The following is a 14030-nucleotide window of genomic DNA, read 5'->3' as shown; positions in this document are numbered from 1 at the left end:
CCCTACTGCGGCGGGATCTTCTCGTATTGCAGGGCGAAGCTGGCGATCTTGCCGAACGCCGGGGCCGCGACCTCGGCGCCGAAGATCGAGCCGCCGGCCGGCTGGTCGACCATCACGGAGATCAGCAGCTTGGGGTTGTTGGCCGGCGCGAAGCCGACGAACGACGCGATGTAGTTCGTGTCGGAGTAGGTCCCGGTCTTGGTGTCGACCTTGTTGGCCGTACCGGTCTTGCCCGCCAAGGTGTAGCCCTTGATCTGGACCGCGTGCGCGGTGCCGCCCTCCTTGAAGACGCCCTCGAGCATCTGGCGCAGCGCGGCGGCCGTCGAGGCCTTCATGATGCGCCTGCTCTTCATCTCGGTCACGAGCTTGCCGTCGACGCGGCGCACGACGTGCGGCGTCTTCAGGATGCCGCCGTTGGCGATGGCGCCGTAGAACTGCGCGATCTGGACCGGCGTGACCGACTCGCCCTGCCCGATCGGGAGGTTGCCCATCGACGTCCCGGAGTACTTGCTCAGCGGGAGCACGATGCCGCGCTCCTCGCCCGGCAGGTCGGTCCCGGTCTTCGCGCCGAAGCCGAACTTGCGCACGTAGTGGTCGAAGCGCGCCTTGCCGAGCTTGAGGCCGATCGTGATCGCGCCCACGTTGTCGGAGCGCGCGAGGATCTGGCTGACCGTCATCCGCATCGCCGGCCGCGGCTCGGCGTTGGAGATCGTTCGGTCATACAGCGTGATCTGCGGGGCGAGGTCGAAGGCGGTGTCGGGCGTGACCGTCCCGTCCTCCAGCGCGGCCGCGACGGTCACGGCCTTGAACGTCGAGCCGGGCTCATAGGTGTAGCCGACCGCGCGGTTCTGGTTGGCGTAGCCGGGCGCCGCGGTCGGCGCGTTGGCGTTGACGCGTGGCCAGTTGGCCATCGCCAGGACCTCGCCGGTCTGCGGGTCGGTGACCATCGCGGTCGCGCCCGCCGGGCGGTAGGTCTTGCCGATGCCCTTGAGGACGTCCTCGACCTTGTCCTGGATCGCGGCGTCCAGCGACAGCTCGACCTTGTCGCCGGGCTGGGCGAGCGTGGTGTTCTGGACCTTGATGTCGGTCCCGACGCCGTCGCGCACGGTGCGGCGCTGGCCGTCGGTCCCGCCGAGCTTGGTGTTCAACTCCTCCTCGACGCCGGAGTAGCCGACGCCGGCCAGGTTCACGCTGCCCAGCACCTGAGAGGCGAGGTAGTCGCGCGGGTAGGTGCGCCGCTGCGTCGGCTTGAGGTCGATGCCCTCGATGTGCAGCTTGGCGATCTTGACGGCCTGGTCGCCGGGCACGCGGTGGCCGAGGTAGACGAAGCCGGACTTCGGGACCGACAGCTTCTTGAGGACGTCGGCCTCGGTGTCGCCGAGCAGCGGCGCCAGCCGCTTGGCCGCGGTGAGCTTGTCCTTGACGAGGTACGGCGTCGCGGAGACGTCGGCGGCGGCCTGGGAGACGGCGAGCTCGACGCCCTTGCGGTCGGTGATCGTGCCGCGGTGGGCCGGGACGTCGACCGTCTGGACCTGCTGGCTGGCGGCCGCGCTCTTGAGCATCCCGCCCTTGAGCGTGCCGAGCTGCAGCGACCGCATCCCGGCGAGCAGGAGGAGGCACAGGAAGAACGCGAAGAGGAGACCGATCCGCCGCTCGACCAGGACCATCGTCCGCTACCCCTGCGGCGTGGGCGCGACCGCGCCGCCGGAGGTGGTCGGGGCGGCCGCGGTCTGGGCCTGCTGCTGGGTCGGCGCGGCGGCGGCGCCGGTGGCGCCGGTGGCGCCGGTCGCGGCCGCGCCGGTGGTCCCGGTCGCGCTGGGCTGCTGGGTGACGGCGGCCGGCGTGGTGGCCGCTCCGGTGGTGCCCGTCGTCCCAGCGCCCGTCGCGGTGCCCGTGCCCGAAGTCGTCGGCGTAGCGGTCTGGGTGGTCGTCTGCGCCGCCGCCACCGTCCCGCTGGGAGACTGGGCCGCGGCCTGCGCCTGGGCGGGCGTCGGCGCGGCGGTCGCCGAGCCGGTCGTGGTCGTCCCCGCCGCCTGGCCCGCGGCCAGCGCGGTGCCGGCCTGGGCGCGCGCGATCGCGTTGGGGTCGGCCGGCGTCATCTTCGACGCGGCCGTGCTCGCCTGCCCGCCGCCGCCGCTGGCGCGGACGTAGTTGGCAGACCCGTCGGCCGGCACGACCATGCCGAGGCTGTGCGCGGTGGCGTCGATGCGGCTGCCGGCCTCCATGCGCGAGACGTCGGCGCGCATCGTGGCGTTCTGGCGCTCGAGCGTCCCGGCGCTGGTCACCGCGCGGCCGATGCCGGCGTTGAGCTTGAGCATCGTCACCTGCATGAAGACGATCCCCATGAGGCCGGCCGCGACGAGCGGGATCCAGAGGCGGCCACGGATCAGGCGGTCCAGGAAGCGCGAGTCGGCGAGCTGGCGGGTGCGCCGCAGGGCGCGGGGGGCGAAGGCCTCGTCGGCGGACGTGCGGGCGCGCGCGTTGCGCCGGCGTGCGCCCTGGGGCGGGCGGGTCCGGATCGGGCGCGCGGCCGGGCCCGAGACGCGGCGAGGAGCACGCGGCGCGACGGTGCGCCCCAGCGTGCGGGTGGCGGCGGCGGGTGGGGTCATGCTTCCTCTTCCCTGAGCTTGCGGGCGGCTCGCATCCGGGCGGACGCCGAACGGGGGTTGCTGGCGACCTCGCCGGCCGACGGCGCGATGCCGCGGCCGATCAGCTCGGCCTCCGGCGTGCGACCGCAGACGCACACGGGGAGCTCCGGCGGGCACGTGCATCCTTGTGCACGGGCGGCGAGGAAGCGCTTCACGCGGCGGTCTTCGCCACTGTGGAAGGAAATGCCTGCAAAGCGGCCATTCGTACGCAGGATGCGCCAGGCCAGCGGCAGAGCCTCGTCGACCTGGCCGAGCTCGTCGTTGACGGCGATCCGGATCGCCTGGAACGAGCGCTTGGCGGGATGGCCGCCGGCGAAGCGGGCGCGCGCGGGGATCGCGTGGTTGATGACGTCGACCAGCGCGCTGGTCGTGTCGATCGCGTGGTCCTCGCGCACCCGGACGATCGCGCGGGCGATCTGGCCCGCGTAGCGCTCGTCGCCGTACTCGCGCAGGATCTGCTTGATGCGGCGCTCTTCCCAGGTGTTGACGACCGTGGCGGCGTCGAGCTCCTGGTCGGAGTCCATCCGCATGTCCAGCGGCGCGTCGTAGCTGTAGGAGAACCCGCGCTCCCACGTGTCGACCTGCATCGAGGAGATGCCGAGGTCGACGTAGACGAGGTCGGCGCGGATGCCCTCCTCGAGCAGTTGGCGCAGCCCGTCGGCGAACGACGCGTGGACGAAGCGGGTGGTGCAGCTGACCTCGGCGGCGAGCTGCTCGAAGTGGGTCTCGGCGACGGGGTCGCGGTCGATGGCGATCAGCGTGCCGGTCGGGCCGATGCGCTCGGCCACCAGGCGCGCGTGTCCGCCGGCGCCGAACGTGCAGTCGACGGCGATCTGGCCGGGCTGCGGGTCGAGCGCCTCGATCAGCTCGCCGGCGAGGACCGGGACATGGGAGGCGGTCATGTCATAAGGGATAGTGAGCATCACGCGGACGCGGGCGTGTCGAACGCCGCGGAGATGTCGAAGATGTCGGCCGCGAGCTGGTCGTTGTAGGCCGTCCAGGCCTCGCGGTTCCAGATCTGGAGGTGGTCGCCGGCGCCGACGACGGTCACGTCGCGGCTGTGCAGCCTGCCGTGGTCCAGCAGGAACGGCTGAAGCGGGACGCGGCCCGCGGAGTCCAGGCCCGCCGGCGTCGAGTTGGCGGAGAGGAAGGTCATGATCTTGCGCCCGCGCTGGCTCATCGGGTGCACGTCCTGGAGCGCGGCGCGGCGGAAGTCGTCGTAGCCGGCGGTCGGCCAGATGGCGACGCAGGGCTCGATGTCCTTGGCGAGGACGAGGCCGCCTTCGAGAGCACCCCGGTAGCGCGCCGGAACCGTGAGGCGGTTCTTGGCGTCGAGGGTGTAGTCGGCTTGGCCGGTGAACGAGGTGTCCATGTGGACGTGCGCATCGCGGAAGAGAAAGGGGCCGGGGTGGAGGAGTGGGAGGAGCTCCTCCACCCCGGTCCGCAGGAGGCGTTCTATCCCACTCTCCCCCACGATGCAACACCAATTCCACACTTTGCCCCACCCGAGGACGTCCGGCGGCTGTGCTGACCCTCGGATCCCTTGCCGTTGATGGGTTTCCGCCGGTGGGTGGCGGTGGGAGGAATTCGTCCGCGTGCGCGCACGTTCGGTTGCATCGCGAAGCGCCGCAACGCGTGTTGCGGTCTGGACGAGGTTCCGTCCGCGGGGTGTGCTCCGGGTGGGGCGTCGTGGGCGACGCTCCTGGTTTCCGGGTTCGAGCCGGATAGTGGTGTGCTTGGGCGGTTGTCCGCCCGGCACATGGGCGGTTGTCCACCGTCTCCCGCCGACGTGGACGCCCGTAGGATTCGGCGCATGACCTCCTCCCTCCTGCCGCGCCCCGTCACGCGCCCGCGCTCGCGCTCGCGTCTCCTCGGCGCGCTCGCGGCCGCCGCGGTCGTCGCCGTCCCCATCGCCGGTTGCGGCGACTCGTCCGGAAGCGGGGGCGGCGGGAACGCCGGCGCCGATCCGGCCGCGTTCCTCCCGGCGACCGCCCCGGTCTACGTCGAGGCGCAGGTGCGCCCGTCCGGTGACCTGGCCACCAACCTCGACGCGGTCGCCGGCAAGATCCTGCGGACCGGGGACCCGGCCGGCAAGGTCGTGGGGTGGATCGACGCCGCGCTGAAGGACGACGGCGCGTCCTACGCGAAGGACATCGCCCCGTGGCTGGGCCAGCGGGCCGGACTGGCCGTCACCGCCGTGGGCGCCGGCGGCGGCGACGCCGACGTGGTCGCCGCCATCGCCACGCGCGACGACGACGCCGCGCAGAAGTTCGTCGACGCGCGCAAGGGCACGGCCGACCGCGAGTACCGCGGGGTCAAGTACAAGTACAAGGCAGATGGCGACACGGCCGCCGCGGTCATCGACCACGCGGTCGTGATCGGGACCGAGAAGGGCTTCAAGTCGGCGGTCGACGCGAAGTCCGGCGCCAAGCTCGCGGACGCCGCGCAGTTCAAGAAGGCGCGCGAGGTCGTGGGCACCGACGGGGCCGGCTTCGCCTACGCCGATCCGGGCCGGTTCTTCGACCTGGCCGCGGGTGCGGCGTCGGGCAAGCTGTCGCAGGACGACGCGGCGCCGCTGCAGATGGTCAAGGGGCTGCTCACCGGGAGCGGACTGCAGTCGGTGGCCGCGTCGCTGAACGTGGCCAAGGACGCGTTGCAGGTCGACGCGGCGGCGATCGGCCTCAAGGCCCGGGCGACCGGCAAGGGCGACGGCCCGGGCGCGGCGGCCGCGGTCCCGGCAGGGTCGTGGCTGAGCGTCGGGATCGGCGACGTCGGCGGGACGTTCGACAACGCGCTCAAGGGCTTGGGCGCCTCGGGCGCGACCGGCGGCGTCGACCCGGCGACGTTGTTGCAGGGGTTGAAGTCCCAGCTCGGCTTCGACGTCCAGAAGGACCTCCTGTCGTGGATGGGCGATGCGGCGCTGTTCGTGCGCGGCACGACGATGAGCGACCTGAGCGGCGCGCTGGTCGTGAAGTCCAAGGACCCGGCGGCGTCGAAGGCGGCGATCCCGAAGCTGCGCAAGGTGTTGAAGGGGCTGAACGTGGACGTCGCGGGCCTGTCGGCCGCGCCGGCGGGTGCGTCGGGCTTCTCCGTGGACCTCGGCTCGTCGGTGCCGGCGTCGATCGACGTGGCGGCCAAGGACGACACGTTCGTGATCGCCCTGGGCAAGGACGCGCTGCGCGACGCGCTGTCGCCGTCCGCCACGCTGGGTGACTCCGCCCCGTTCAAGACGGCCGCGGGCCTGCTCGACGGCGCCAAGCCCTCCCTGTTCCTCGACACGCCGCAGGTCGTGAAGCTCATCGCGGCGGTGGCCGGCAGCGACGAGGACTTCCAGAAGGCGAAGCCGACGCTGGACGCCTTCGGCCCGGCGGCCGCCGGCGTGTCGTCCGACGGCGACGTCACCCGCCTCAAGGCGGCGGTGGCGATCCCGTAGGGCGATCGCGGTGCCGGCGCCGCCGCGTTGGCGGCGCCGGTGCGTTGGCGGCGCCGCTGGATTGGCGGCGCCGGTGCGTTGGCGGCGCCGCTGGGTTGGCGGCGCCGGTGGGTTGGCGGCGCCGGTGTGCGGCGTTGCGGCGGCGCGTGCGCTCTACGGCACGCGGACCAGGCGCGGGTTCGGCCGCTCCTCGCGGCCGACCTTGGCGATCGGCGCGCCGTCGACGCGGACGATGTCGGCGGTGAAGTCGTTCTGGCCGCGCAGGAGCGAGGAGCCGACGCCGTAGGCGTCGACCGGCGCGCCGGCGTCCTCGAACTGCTGGATCTTGGCCGCGTCGAAGCCGCCGGAGGCGACGATCTTCACGCGCTGGTGGCCGGCGTCGTCGAGGGCGATGCGGACGCGGCGCGCCAGCTCGACGTTCACGCCGGTCGGCGCGTCCTCGCCGAGGTCGGCGAGCGCGACGTCGACCAGCGACTCCGAGGTGTCGAGGCGGACGCCCCACAGCTCGTCGCCGAGCGCGTCGGCGACCTCGACCGCGGTCCGGGCCGAGTCGTTGTCGAAGTCGACGAGGACCGTCACGTTGATGGTGTCGCGGTAGCGGTGCGCGAAGGCGCGCGACGCCGCGACGGTGTCGCCGCCGAACGCCGCGATCAGCGCGTGCGGCACGGTCCCGACGCCGCGGCCGCCCCACCACGACGCCTGGGCGTCGGTCGACACGCCGATCGCGCCCGCGACGTGCGCGGCCCAGCCGTCGCCGGTCTGCACCAGCCAGTGGTCGTGGCGCGCCGGGAAGAACAGGATGGTCTTGCCGCGGGCGGCGTCGACCACCGTCCGGACGTTGCGCATCACCAGCGAGCGGCGCGCCATGGTGCCCAGGTAGACGGTCTCGAGATGGGCGAACTGGGTGTAGTCGCCCTCGATCGTCATCACGGTCTCGTGCGGCGCGATCGGGTCGCCCTCGTGCAGCGCGTGCACGACGAGGTCGTCCCACGCCGGCAGCCAGACGCCGTCGAGCCCGACGTGCCCGGCGCCGACCTTCAGCACCGCGATCGCCTCGTCGACGCCTCCGAGCAGCGAGTCCTGCTTCTGGAACACCTGCATCAGCACCTGCGGATGGCGGTCCTCGGCCTCGAGCAGCTCCTTGGTGGAGTTGAAGTAGGCGTCGCTGTAGTAGCCCGCCCGGATCCGCCCGACGGGCAGCTGGAACGTGGCGGGGTCGAGTCGGAGCAGGTCCGGCGCCATCGAGCGGAACCTAGCGGCAAGCGCGAGCCGGGCGCGGCGAGCCACGGGTCAGGTGAGGCCGTGGGCCAGGCCGGCCGCGACGATCAGCAGGACGGCGGGGACGAGCAGGAGCGCGATCGCGAGCTGGATGCGCGGAGCTGCGCGGGCGGCGCGATCGTGCAGGGCGCGCGCCCGGTCCGCGCGCGCTTCGAGCGCGAGTGCGGTGAGGGCCGGCCCGAGCGGCGCGCCGTGGCGGTCGGCGCGGGCGATCGCGGCGGTCAGCTGGCCGATCGCCGCGAGCGGCAGCGCGCGGTGCAGGTGGCCGAGCGCGACCGCCCGCGGCAGGCCGAGCTCGAGGCGTTCGGCGACGGTCCGCAGCTCGGTCGCGACGAGGCCTCCGTGGCGTCGCCCGACCTCGGCCAGCGCGCGCCCGGTCGGGAGCCCCGCGGCGACGGCGACGCGCAGCAGGTCGAGGACGTCGGCCAGCTCCAAACCGGCGCGATCGGCGCGCCGGCGAGCGCGGCGCGCCACCCAGATGTCCGGCGTCAGGAAGCCCGCGGCTGCCGCCAGCGGAACGAGGACGAGCGTGAGCCGCAGCGGGAGCGCGGAGAGGACGGGTGCGGCGAGCAGCGCCGCGGCGACGCCGGCGCCGGCCTTGATCGCCATCGCGTCGGCGGTCCGCACCGACGCGCCGAGCCCGGCGGCGGCGAGTCGCGCGCCGAGGTCGCCGGGCGGCGTCGGGACGCCGACACGGCGACCGAGCCGGGCGAGCATCGCCGCCCAGCGCGCGGGACGGCGGCCCGCCGCGCCGCGGGCGTCCCGCTGGCGGCGGGCGGCGAGCACCGCCGCGAGGTCGGCGAGCCCGAACGCCAGCAGCGCGCCGGCGACGCCGGCCAACATGGTGGCGATGCTCATCGCGTCCGCCGAACCCTGGCGAGCCCAAACGCCAGCAGGCCGCCGGCGAGGCCAGCCGACGTGGTGGTGATGCTCATCGCGTCCGCCGAACCCGGGCCGCGAGCGACATGATGCACCTGGTCACGCCTCCCCCACGCGCGCGACGTGTGAGATCGCCAGGAAGGCGACGGTGCCGAGGACCAGGCCCGCCAAGAGCAGGAGGCGGGAGCGGCCGTCGGCGAGCAGGGCCGCGAGGGTGCCGGGCGCGATCAGCTCGCCCAGCGCCAGCGCCGCGCACGGGAGGCCGGCGACGAGGCGGGCGGTCGCGCGGGCCTGCGCGGTGAGGCCGCGGGCGTCGGCCTCGACGCGACGGGCATGCTCGCGGGCGTCGGCGACCGACCGCAGGAGCGTCGCGAGGTCGCCGCCCGCGTCGCGCTGGAGCAGGATCGCGGCGACGAGCGTGTCCCAGCCGGGATCGCCGGCGCGGCGGCGGAGGTCGTCGAGGACGTCGTCGGTCGCGGCGCCGAGCGCGAGCCGCCGCGCGGCGGCGCGCAGCTCCAGCCCCGCTGGGCCCGGGACCGCACCGGAGCGGCCGACGTCCTCCAGCGCGCCCCGGACGCTGTGGCCGCCCGTCAGGGCGTCGGCGAGCGCGCGGGCCACGCCCGGCACGCCGTCGGCCAGCGCCCGGCGCCAGCGGCGGTGCCGCGCGGCGAGGATCGGGCCGAGCGCCGCGGGTCCGCCGGCCGCCAGGAGCGCCCCGAGCAGCGGCCCCGCCAGCAGCCAGCCGGCGGCGAGCAGCGCGGCCGCGCCGAGGATCGCGAGCCGCCGCCGCTCCGGCGTCGTCGGCGTCCGCCCCGCGCGACCGGCGAGCCGCAGCGGCGCTACGACGCGCCCGACCGCGGCGACCGGGCGCACCGCCTCGACGGCGGCCAACGCCTCCCACGCGCCGAAGACCCCGGCGGCGGCGGCCAACGCGGCAAGCAGCGGAGCCGTCACGCGGCCGCCTCCAGGCGGGCGGCGAGAGAGTCCGAGAGCGCGGCGCGCCAGCGCGGGCGGCCGTCGCGGAACGTGTAGATGTCGCGTGTGGCGGGGCCGGCCGCGATGCGGACGACCTCGGAGACGGCGGTGACCTGGCGGCGGCCGTCGGGCAGGCGCGCCTGGTGGACGACGAGGTCGAGGGCGTCGGCGACCTGCTCGCGGATGGCGGAGAGCGGCAGGTCGACGTCGGCCATCAACGCCAACGTCTCCACGCGGCGCAGGGCCTCGGACGGCGAGCCGGCGTGGACCGTGCTCAGCGAGCCGTCGTGGCCGGTGGTCATCGCGGCGAGCATCTCCAGCGCCTCGCCGCCGCGGATCTCGCCGACGACGATCCGGTCCGGGCGCATGCGCAGCGCGTTCTTCAGCAGCCGGCGCGGGGTGATCTCGCCGCGCCCTTCCACGTTCGGCGGCCGCCCCTCCAAGCGCACCACGTGCGGCTGCTGCAGGCGCAGCTCGGCGGTGTCCTCGATCGTCACGATCCGCTCGCGCGCGTCGACGAACGACGACAGCGCGCCCAACGTGGTGGTCTTGCCCGAGCCGGTCCCGCCGCTGACCAGCACGTTGACGCGCGCCCGGACCGCGCGCGCGAGGAAGTCCCGCAGCGGCGGCGACCACGTCCCGCGCGCGACCAGCTCGTCGGCGTCCAGCGGCTGCGCGCGAAAGCGCCGGATCGTCATCGCCGGACCGTCGACCGCCAGCGGCGGCAGGACGACGTTCACGCGCGAGCCGTCCGCCAACCGCGCGTCGACCATCGGCTCGGCCTCGTCGACGCGCCGCCCCAGCGGCGCGAGGATCCGCTCGATCGCGTGGCGCAGCTCGGCGTCGTCGCCGAAGCGGACGGCGGTCGGCTCCAGACGCCCGGCGCGCTCGACCCACACCGGCGCGCCCGAGCCGTTGACCATGATCTCGTCGACGGCCGGGTCCGCGAGCAGCGGCTCGAGCGGCCCGAGGCCGAACGACCGCCGCGCGACGCGCGCGGCCAGCTCGGCGCGCGTGGCCGCGTCGAGCAGCCCCGCCTCGCGGTCGACCAGGGCGTCGATCCGCGCGGTCAGCGGCGCGGCGTCGGCCGCGCCGTCGCCCGCCTCGGCGAGCAGGCGGTCGCGCAGCCGGTCGGCGAGGTCGTCGAGCGCGTGGTCCATGCCGCTCCTAGGTCGCGAGCCGCCAGGACTCTCCCCCCAGATGTCAGCGTGCGGACATCGACGCGGCGGTCCTCCGGCGCGCCAGCCCCACCAGCGTGCCCACGCAGATGACCGCCAGCACCGCGTAGGGCACCGCGTCCGAGGTCGCCTTCGCCAGCGCGCCGCCGCCCGCCGCGCCGCCGACCATCCCGACCGCCCAGGCGAGGTTCACCAGGCCGAACGCCAGCCCCTGGTGCGCGCCGACCGCCTCCGCGCTCTCGGACAGCAGCGACATCGACGGGGCCCAGAACGTCCCGAACGCCGCCGTGGCCAAGACCATCAACAACGCACACGGCACCACCGCCGTGGGCACGGGGATCAGGACCACCACGACGGCCGACGCGACCAGCCCGAACCGGATCGGGCGCAGCGGCCCATGCCGGTCGGCGACGCGCCCGACGACCGGACTCAGCAGCCCCTCGCCGACCGCCGCGACCAGGAACGCCGCAGAGATCGCGACCTGGCCGGCGCCGAGGTCGTCGAGGCGCAGCGGCACCAGCACGTCGATGACGCCGAAGCCGAGGCCGGGCATGACGACCAGCCACATCCCGAGCCGCACGCGATCCGACGCGACGGTCCGGCGCAGCGTCGCGCCGCCAGCGTCGCCCCGTGCGCCGCCCGGCGTGCGCGCCGCCACGACCGCGAGGGCGAGCGCGACCGCCGCCAGCGCGCCGAAGACGGGCGCCGTCCCGAGCGCTCCCGCCGCCCCGCCGAGCACCGGCCCCAGCAGCGACCCGCCGATCGCCGCGCCGAAGACGGTCCCGATCAGCTCGCCGCGCCGCTCCGGCGGCGCCTCGCCCACCAGCCACGACAGCGAGCCCGCCCACGAGCACGCGCCGGCCACGCCCTGCACGACACGCGCGGCGTCGAGCACGACGACGCTCTCGGCCAGCGCGAACGCGACGCTCGACACGCCCAGCAGCGCCAGCCCGAAGATCACCGTCCGCCGCGGCCCGATCCGGGCCGCGAGCAGCCCGCTGGGCACCGCCGCCACGAGCGTCCCGGCGGGGTAGGCCGCGAACAGGATCCCGGCCGACGCCTTGGAGAGCCCGAGGTCGTCGGAGTAGTGCGGCAGCAGCGGCGCGACCACCGCGTAGAACGTGGTGTCGACGAAGACGATCGCGCAGAGAACGGTGAGCAGGCGACGCACGGCGGTCCTGCGAACCTACCGAGGCCACCAACAACGACGACGGCCGGGCGGAGGATCCGCCCGGCCGTTTGCCGATCAGTGCTGTTGCGTGGTGGCTACGCGCCCTGCGGGCCGGTCGTGCCGTCCCACGCCTCCGTGAACCACGGCGTCGGATCCCACGGCCCGAACACGGAGCCCGTGTACTGGTCGGGCGCACCGGCGCCGAGCCAGGTCGCATAGGTCACCTGCGGCCAGCCGAACGGGATCGCGTCGCCCGGCATCGCGCTGTAGATGGGGGCGTGGGTGACCGGGTCCGTGCGGACCACGTCGAACGGCGCCCACGCCGCTCCGCTCAGCGGCAGCCACCGGGAGCAGACGCGGGAGTGAGGATCCGGCAGGCACGGGTTGAACGGATGCACGCGGTAGCCGACCTCGGCACGCGACAGCTGCATCTCCGCGAAGTTCGACCACCCGTCGTTGTCCTGGTCGTCGGCGCCGTCGAGGACGCGGTCACCGTCGGAGTCGGGGTCGGTGGGGTCGAGATCCGAGAACGCGCGCAGGTAGTACCACGGCTCCACGTAGCTGTGGTTCGTCCCGTCGCCGTTCGGCTGCTCGTACCAGGCGATCGCTCGCCACCAGTCCTGCGTGCCGCGGTTGTTGTACTCGGTCATGTTGGACAGGCCGTCGCCGTCGAAGTCCCGCTCGTCGTCGGTGAGGTTGCCGTCCTTGTCGAGGTCGAGGTAGCGCTGGGCCTGCGTGATGACCGGCTGCGTGCCGCCGGTGTTCTGGTTGCCGTCGCTGTACTGCGTCAGCGGGAAGCCGGAGTTGCTCGTCTTCCAGAGCGCGAACTCCTGCCACAGCTGCAGGCCGTCGCCATCGAAGTCGTAGTTGATGTCGGTCGGGTCGAGCGGGTTCGGCCAGGGACGCTTGCCCGGGTACGGGAGCGCGTAGCCGTTGAGGTCGATCGCAGACCAGAACTCGTAGCCGTCGGTCAGCGTGTCGCCGTCCGTGTCGGCGTTGCACGCGTCGAGCCGGTTGGCGAGCTCGGTGCCGTTGGTGATGCCGTCCGCGTCCTGGTCGCCCGCGGGGTTGGCGGCGGCGGTCTGCTGGCAGGTCAGGTACTGCTGCGCGGCGACCTGCTGCTGCGTCAGTGGCGCGGCGCCCTGGACGCTCGGCGCCGGCGGAAGCGGCGACACGATCGGCGAGCGGCTGTTCTGGGTCCAGGCGCGACCCATCTTCGCGCCGATGACGCGCAGGCGCAGGAGCGTGGGCGCGGCGGAGCCGTCCTTCTGGGCCAGCAGGCTGGCAACCTTGGCCGGGACGGTCACGACGAGCTTGCTCGTCGTCGCCGAGTCCGCCGGTACGAAGATCACGGCCTTGCCGCTCTTGTAGAACGCGACGCTGCTCTTGCCCTTGCCGGCGCGGAAGTGCGTGCCCTTGATCGTCAGCTTCTGACCGATCGCGATCTTGCGGGGCGAGATCGACGCGACCGTCGGATAGACCGCCGCCGTCTTCTTCTTCGACGAAGTCGACTGCGACTTCGCGGCGCTGGCGGCCTTCTTCACGGCCGGCGCGGCATTGGCAGCCGCGGGCGCCGCCAGAAGGGCGACCGCGAGGGCGAGAGAAAGGGAACGAAGGATTCGCAGCATGAGTTGGCCTCGGCCTGGGGTATCGGTCGTCCCGGAGCACGCTTGAGGTGGGGACCCCGTGATGGACGGGTGGCCGAGGCCGCCGGGACGTCCGCGTGGGGACGTGCGAGCGGCCAGCTTTGGGTTGCTCACCGGAGATCGGAGCCGATCGTGGTGCCGGCGATGCCGTGGCGGCGGTCGCCGGCCGCGCGCGGCAGGAGCCGCAGCCCGCGCGCGAAGGACTGGGCCGCGGCGAGGAAGACGGCCTGGCGGGCGGTGGTGCGCAGCGAGACCGCGACACGGGTGGTCGAGGGGTCGTCGGTGTCGCGCGACGCGGCGTGCGCGGCGAGGACCTCGGCGTCCTCCAGCGCGACCGACGTCGTGCCGCTGCCGTCTCCGCGCTCGCGGGTGACGAGGACGTCGACGCGCGAGCCCGGGCGGATGAGCGCGGGCGAGCCGTCGGCGACGAGCTCCGCCACGCGCTCGCCCGGCCGGACGGGCGCGCCGAGGGCGGCGGCGCCGTCGTCGATGGCGGCGGGCGTGACGTCCTCGCCGGGCTGGAGGTCGCTGGCCGCGCGGGCGCCGGCGAGGGCGCGCGGCGTGTCGTAGGCCTGCTGCGGCGCGTAGCGGGCGGGCACCAGGCGGACGGCGAGGCGCCGCGCGTCGAGGCGGGTGCCGGCCGGGATGCGCGCGCGGGCGACGACGACCGGGACCGTCGGCCCGACCGCGCGCCGCAGGGCGGCCTCGCGGCCGGCGACGTCGGACGCCGCGAGCCCGCCGAGCAGCGCGGCGAGGCCGAGCAGGACCGCGGCGCGGCGCCGGCGGGTCATCGCGCGCCTCCCCGCCGCGACGTGGCCGACG

At 74.5% G+C, this 14030-nt stretch carries 12 protein-coding genes; 1 reads left to right on the top strand and 11 read right to left on the bottom strand.

Features of this window, described 5'->3' with window-relative positions:
- Positions 1-2: 2 nt before the first annotated feature.
- The 4 genes from DSM104299_RS11785 to DSM104299_RS11770 are packed head-to-tail and all read right to left on the bottom strand — an operon-like array spanning position 3 to position 4020.
- Positions 3-1667 carry a peptidoglycan D,D-transpeptidase FtsI family protein gene (locus DSM104299_RS11785; protein WP_272477506.1) on the bottom strand — a complete coding sequence of 555 codons (1665 nt, stop codon included), beginning with the start codon at positions 1665-1667 and terminating at the stop codon, positions 3-5.
- Positions 1668-1673: 6 nt separating this feature from the next.
- Positions 1674-2609, bottom strand: coding sequence for a hypothetical protein (locus tag DSM104299_RS11780; protein WP_272477505.1), 936 nt, complete (start codon positions 2607-2609; stop codon positions 1674-1676).
- Complete coding sequence (gene rsmH, locus DSM104299_RS11775) at positions 2606-3550, bottom strand: 16S rRNA (cytosine(1402)-N(4))-methyltransferase RsmH (RefSeq protein WP_272477504.1); 945 nt, start codon at positions 3548-3550, stop codon at positions 2606-2608. The genes DSM104299_RS11780 and rsmH overlap by 4 nt, the downstream gene beginning before the upstream one ends.
- Before the next feature lie 20 nt (positions 3551-3570).
- On the bottom strand, positions 3571-4020 hold the full coding sequence (locus tag DSM104299_RS11770) for a division/cell wall cluster transcriptional repressor MraZ (RefSeq protein WP_272477503.1): 450 nt from the start codon (positions 4018-4020) through the stop codon (positions 3571-3573).
- Between the two features lie 441 nt (positions 4021-4461).
- Here DSM104299_RS11770 and DSM104299_RS11765 point away from each other — a divergent pair, with 441 nt between their 5' ends.
- Entirely contained in the window at positions 4462-6081 is a 1620-nt protein-coding gene (locus DSM104299_RS11765; protein WP_272477502.1) for a DUF3352 domain-containing protein, read from the top strand.
- 153 nt (positions 6082-6234) lie between these two features.
- On the opposite strand, the gene DSM104299_RS11760 is transcribed toward DSM104299_RS11765, so the two are convergent.
- The 7 genes from DSM104299_RS11760 to cpaB all read right to left on the bottom strand — a co-directional run bounded on the left by DSM104299_RS11760 (position 6235) and on the right by cpaB (position 13999).
- Positions 6235-7323: a nicotinate phosphoribosyltransferase gene (locus DSM104299_RS11760; RefSeq protein ID WP_272477501.1), complete on the bottom strand. Its 1089-nt coding sequence runs from the start codon at positions 7321-7323 to the stop codon at positions 6235-6237.
- A 48-nt stretch (positions 7324-7371) separates the two neighbouring features.
- Positions 7372-8217 carry a type II secretion system F family protein gene (locus tag DSM104299_RS11755; protein WP_272477500.1) on the bottom strand — a complete coding sequence of 282 codons (846 nt, stop codon included), beginning with the start codon at positions 8215-8217 and terminating at the stop codon, positions 7372-7374.
- 120 nt (positions 8218-8337) lie between these two features.
- On the bottom strand, positions 8338-9192 hold the full coding sequence (locus DSM104299_RS11750) for a type II secretion system F family protein (protein WP_272477499.1): 855 nt from the start codon (positions 9190-9192) through the stop codon (positions 8338-8340).
- Positions 9189-10373 (bottom strand): TadA family conjugal transfer-associated ATPase, encoded by a 1185-nt coding sequence (locus tag DSM104299_RS11745; RefSeq protein WP_272477498.1) that lies wholly within the window; start codon positions 10371-10373, stop codon positions 9189-9191. The genes DSM104299_RS11750 and DSM104299_RS11745 overlap by 4 nt, the downstream gene beginning before the upstream one ends.
- A 43-nt stretch (positions 10374-10416) precedes the next feature.
- Positions 10417-11562: an MFS transporter gene (locus DSM104299_RS11740; RefSeq protein ID WP_272477497.1), complete on the bottom strand. Its 1146-nt coding sequence runs from the start codon at positions 11560-11562 to the stop codon at positions 10417-10419.
- A 95-nt stretch (positions 11563-11657) separates the two neighbouring features.
- On the bottom strand, positions 11658-13106 hold the full coding sequence (locus DSM104299_RS11735) for an IPT/TIG domain-containing protein (RefSeq protein WP_272477496.1): 1449 nt from the start codon (positions 13104-13106) through the stop codon (positions 11658-11660).
- Positions 13107-13318: 212 nt separating this feature from the next.
- Positions 13319-13999 carry a Flp pilus assembly protein CpaB gene (gene cpaB / locus DSM104299_RS11730; RefSeq protein ID WP_272477495.1) on the bottom strand — a complete coding sequence of 227 codons (681 nt, stop codon included), beginning with the start codon at positions 13997-13999 and terminating at the stop codon, positions 13319-13321.
- Positions 14000-14030 lie beyond the last annotated feature (31 nt).

Source organism: Baekduia alba (genome assembly GCF_028416635.1).
Classification (GTDB): Bacteria; Actinomycetota; Thermoleophilia; order Solirubrobacterales; family Solirubrobacteraceae; genus Baekduia; species Baekduia alba.
Note: the sequence above shows the minus strand (reverse complement) of the source record. Positions and strands in the feature narration are given on the sequence as shown.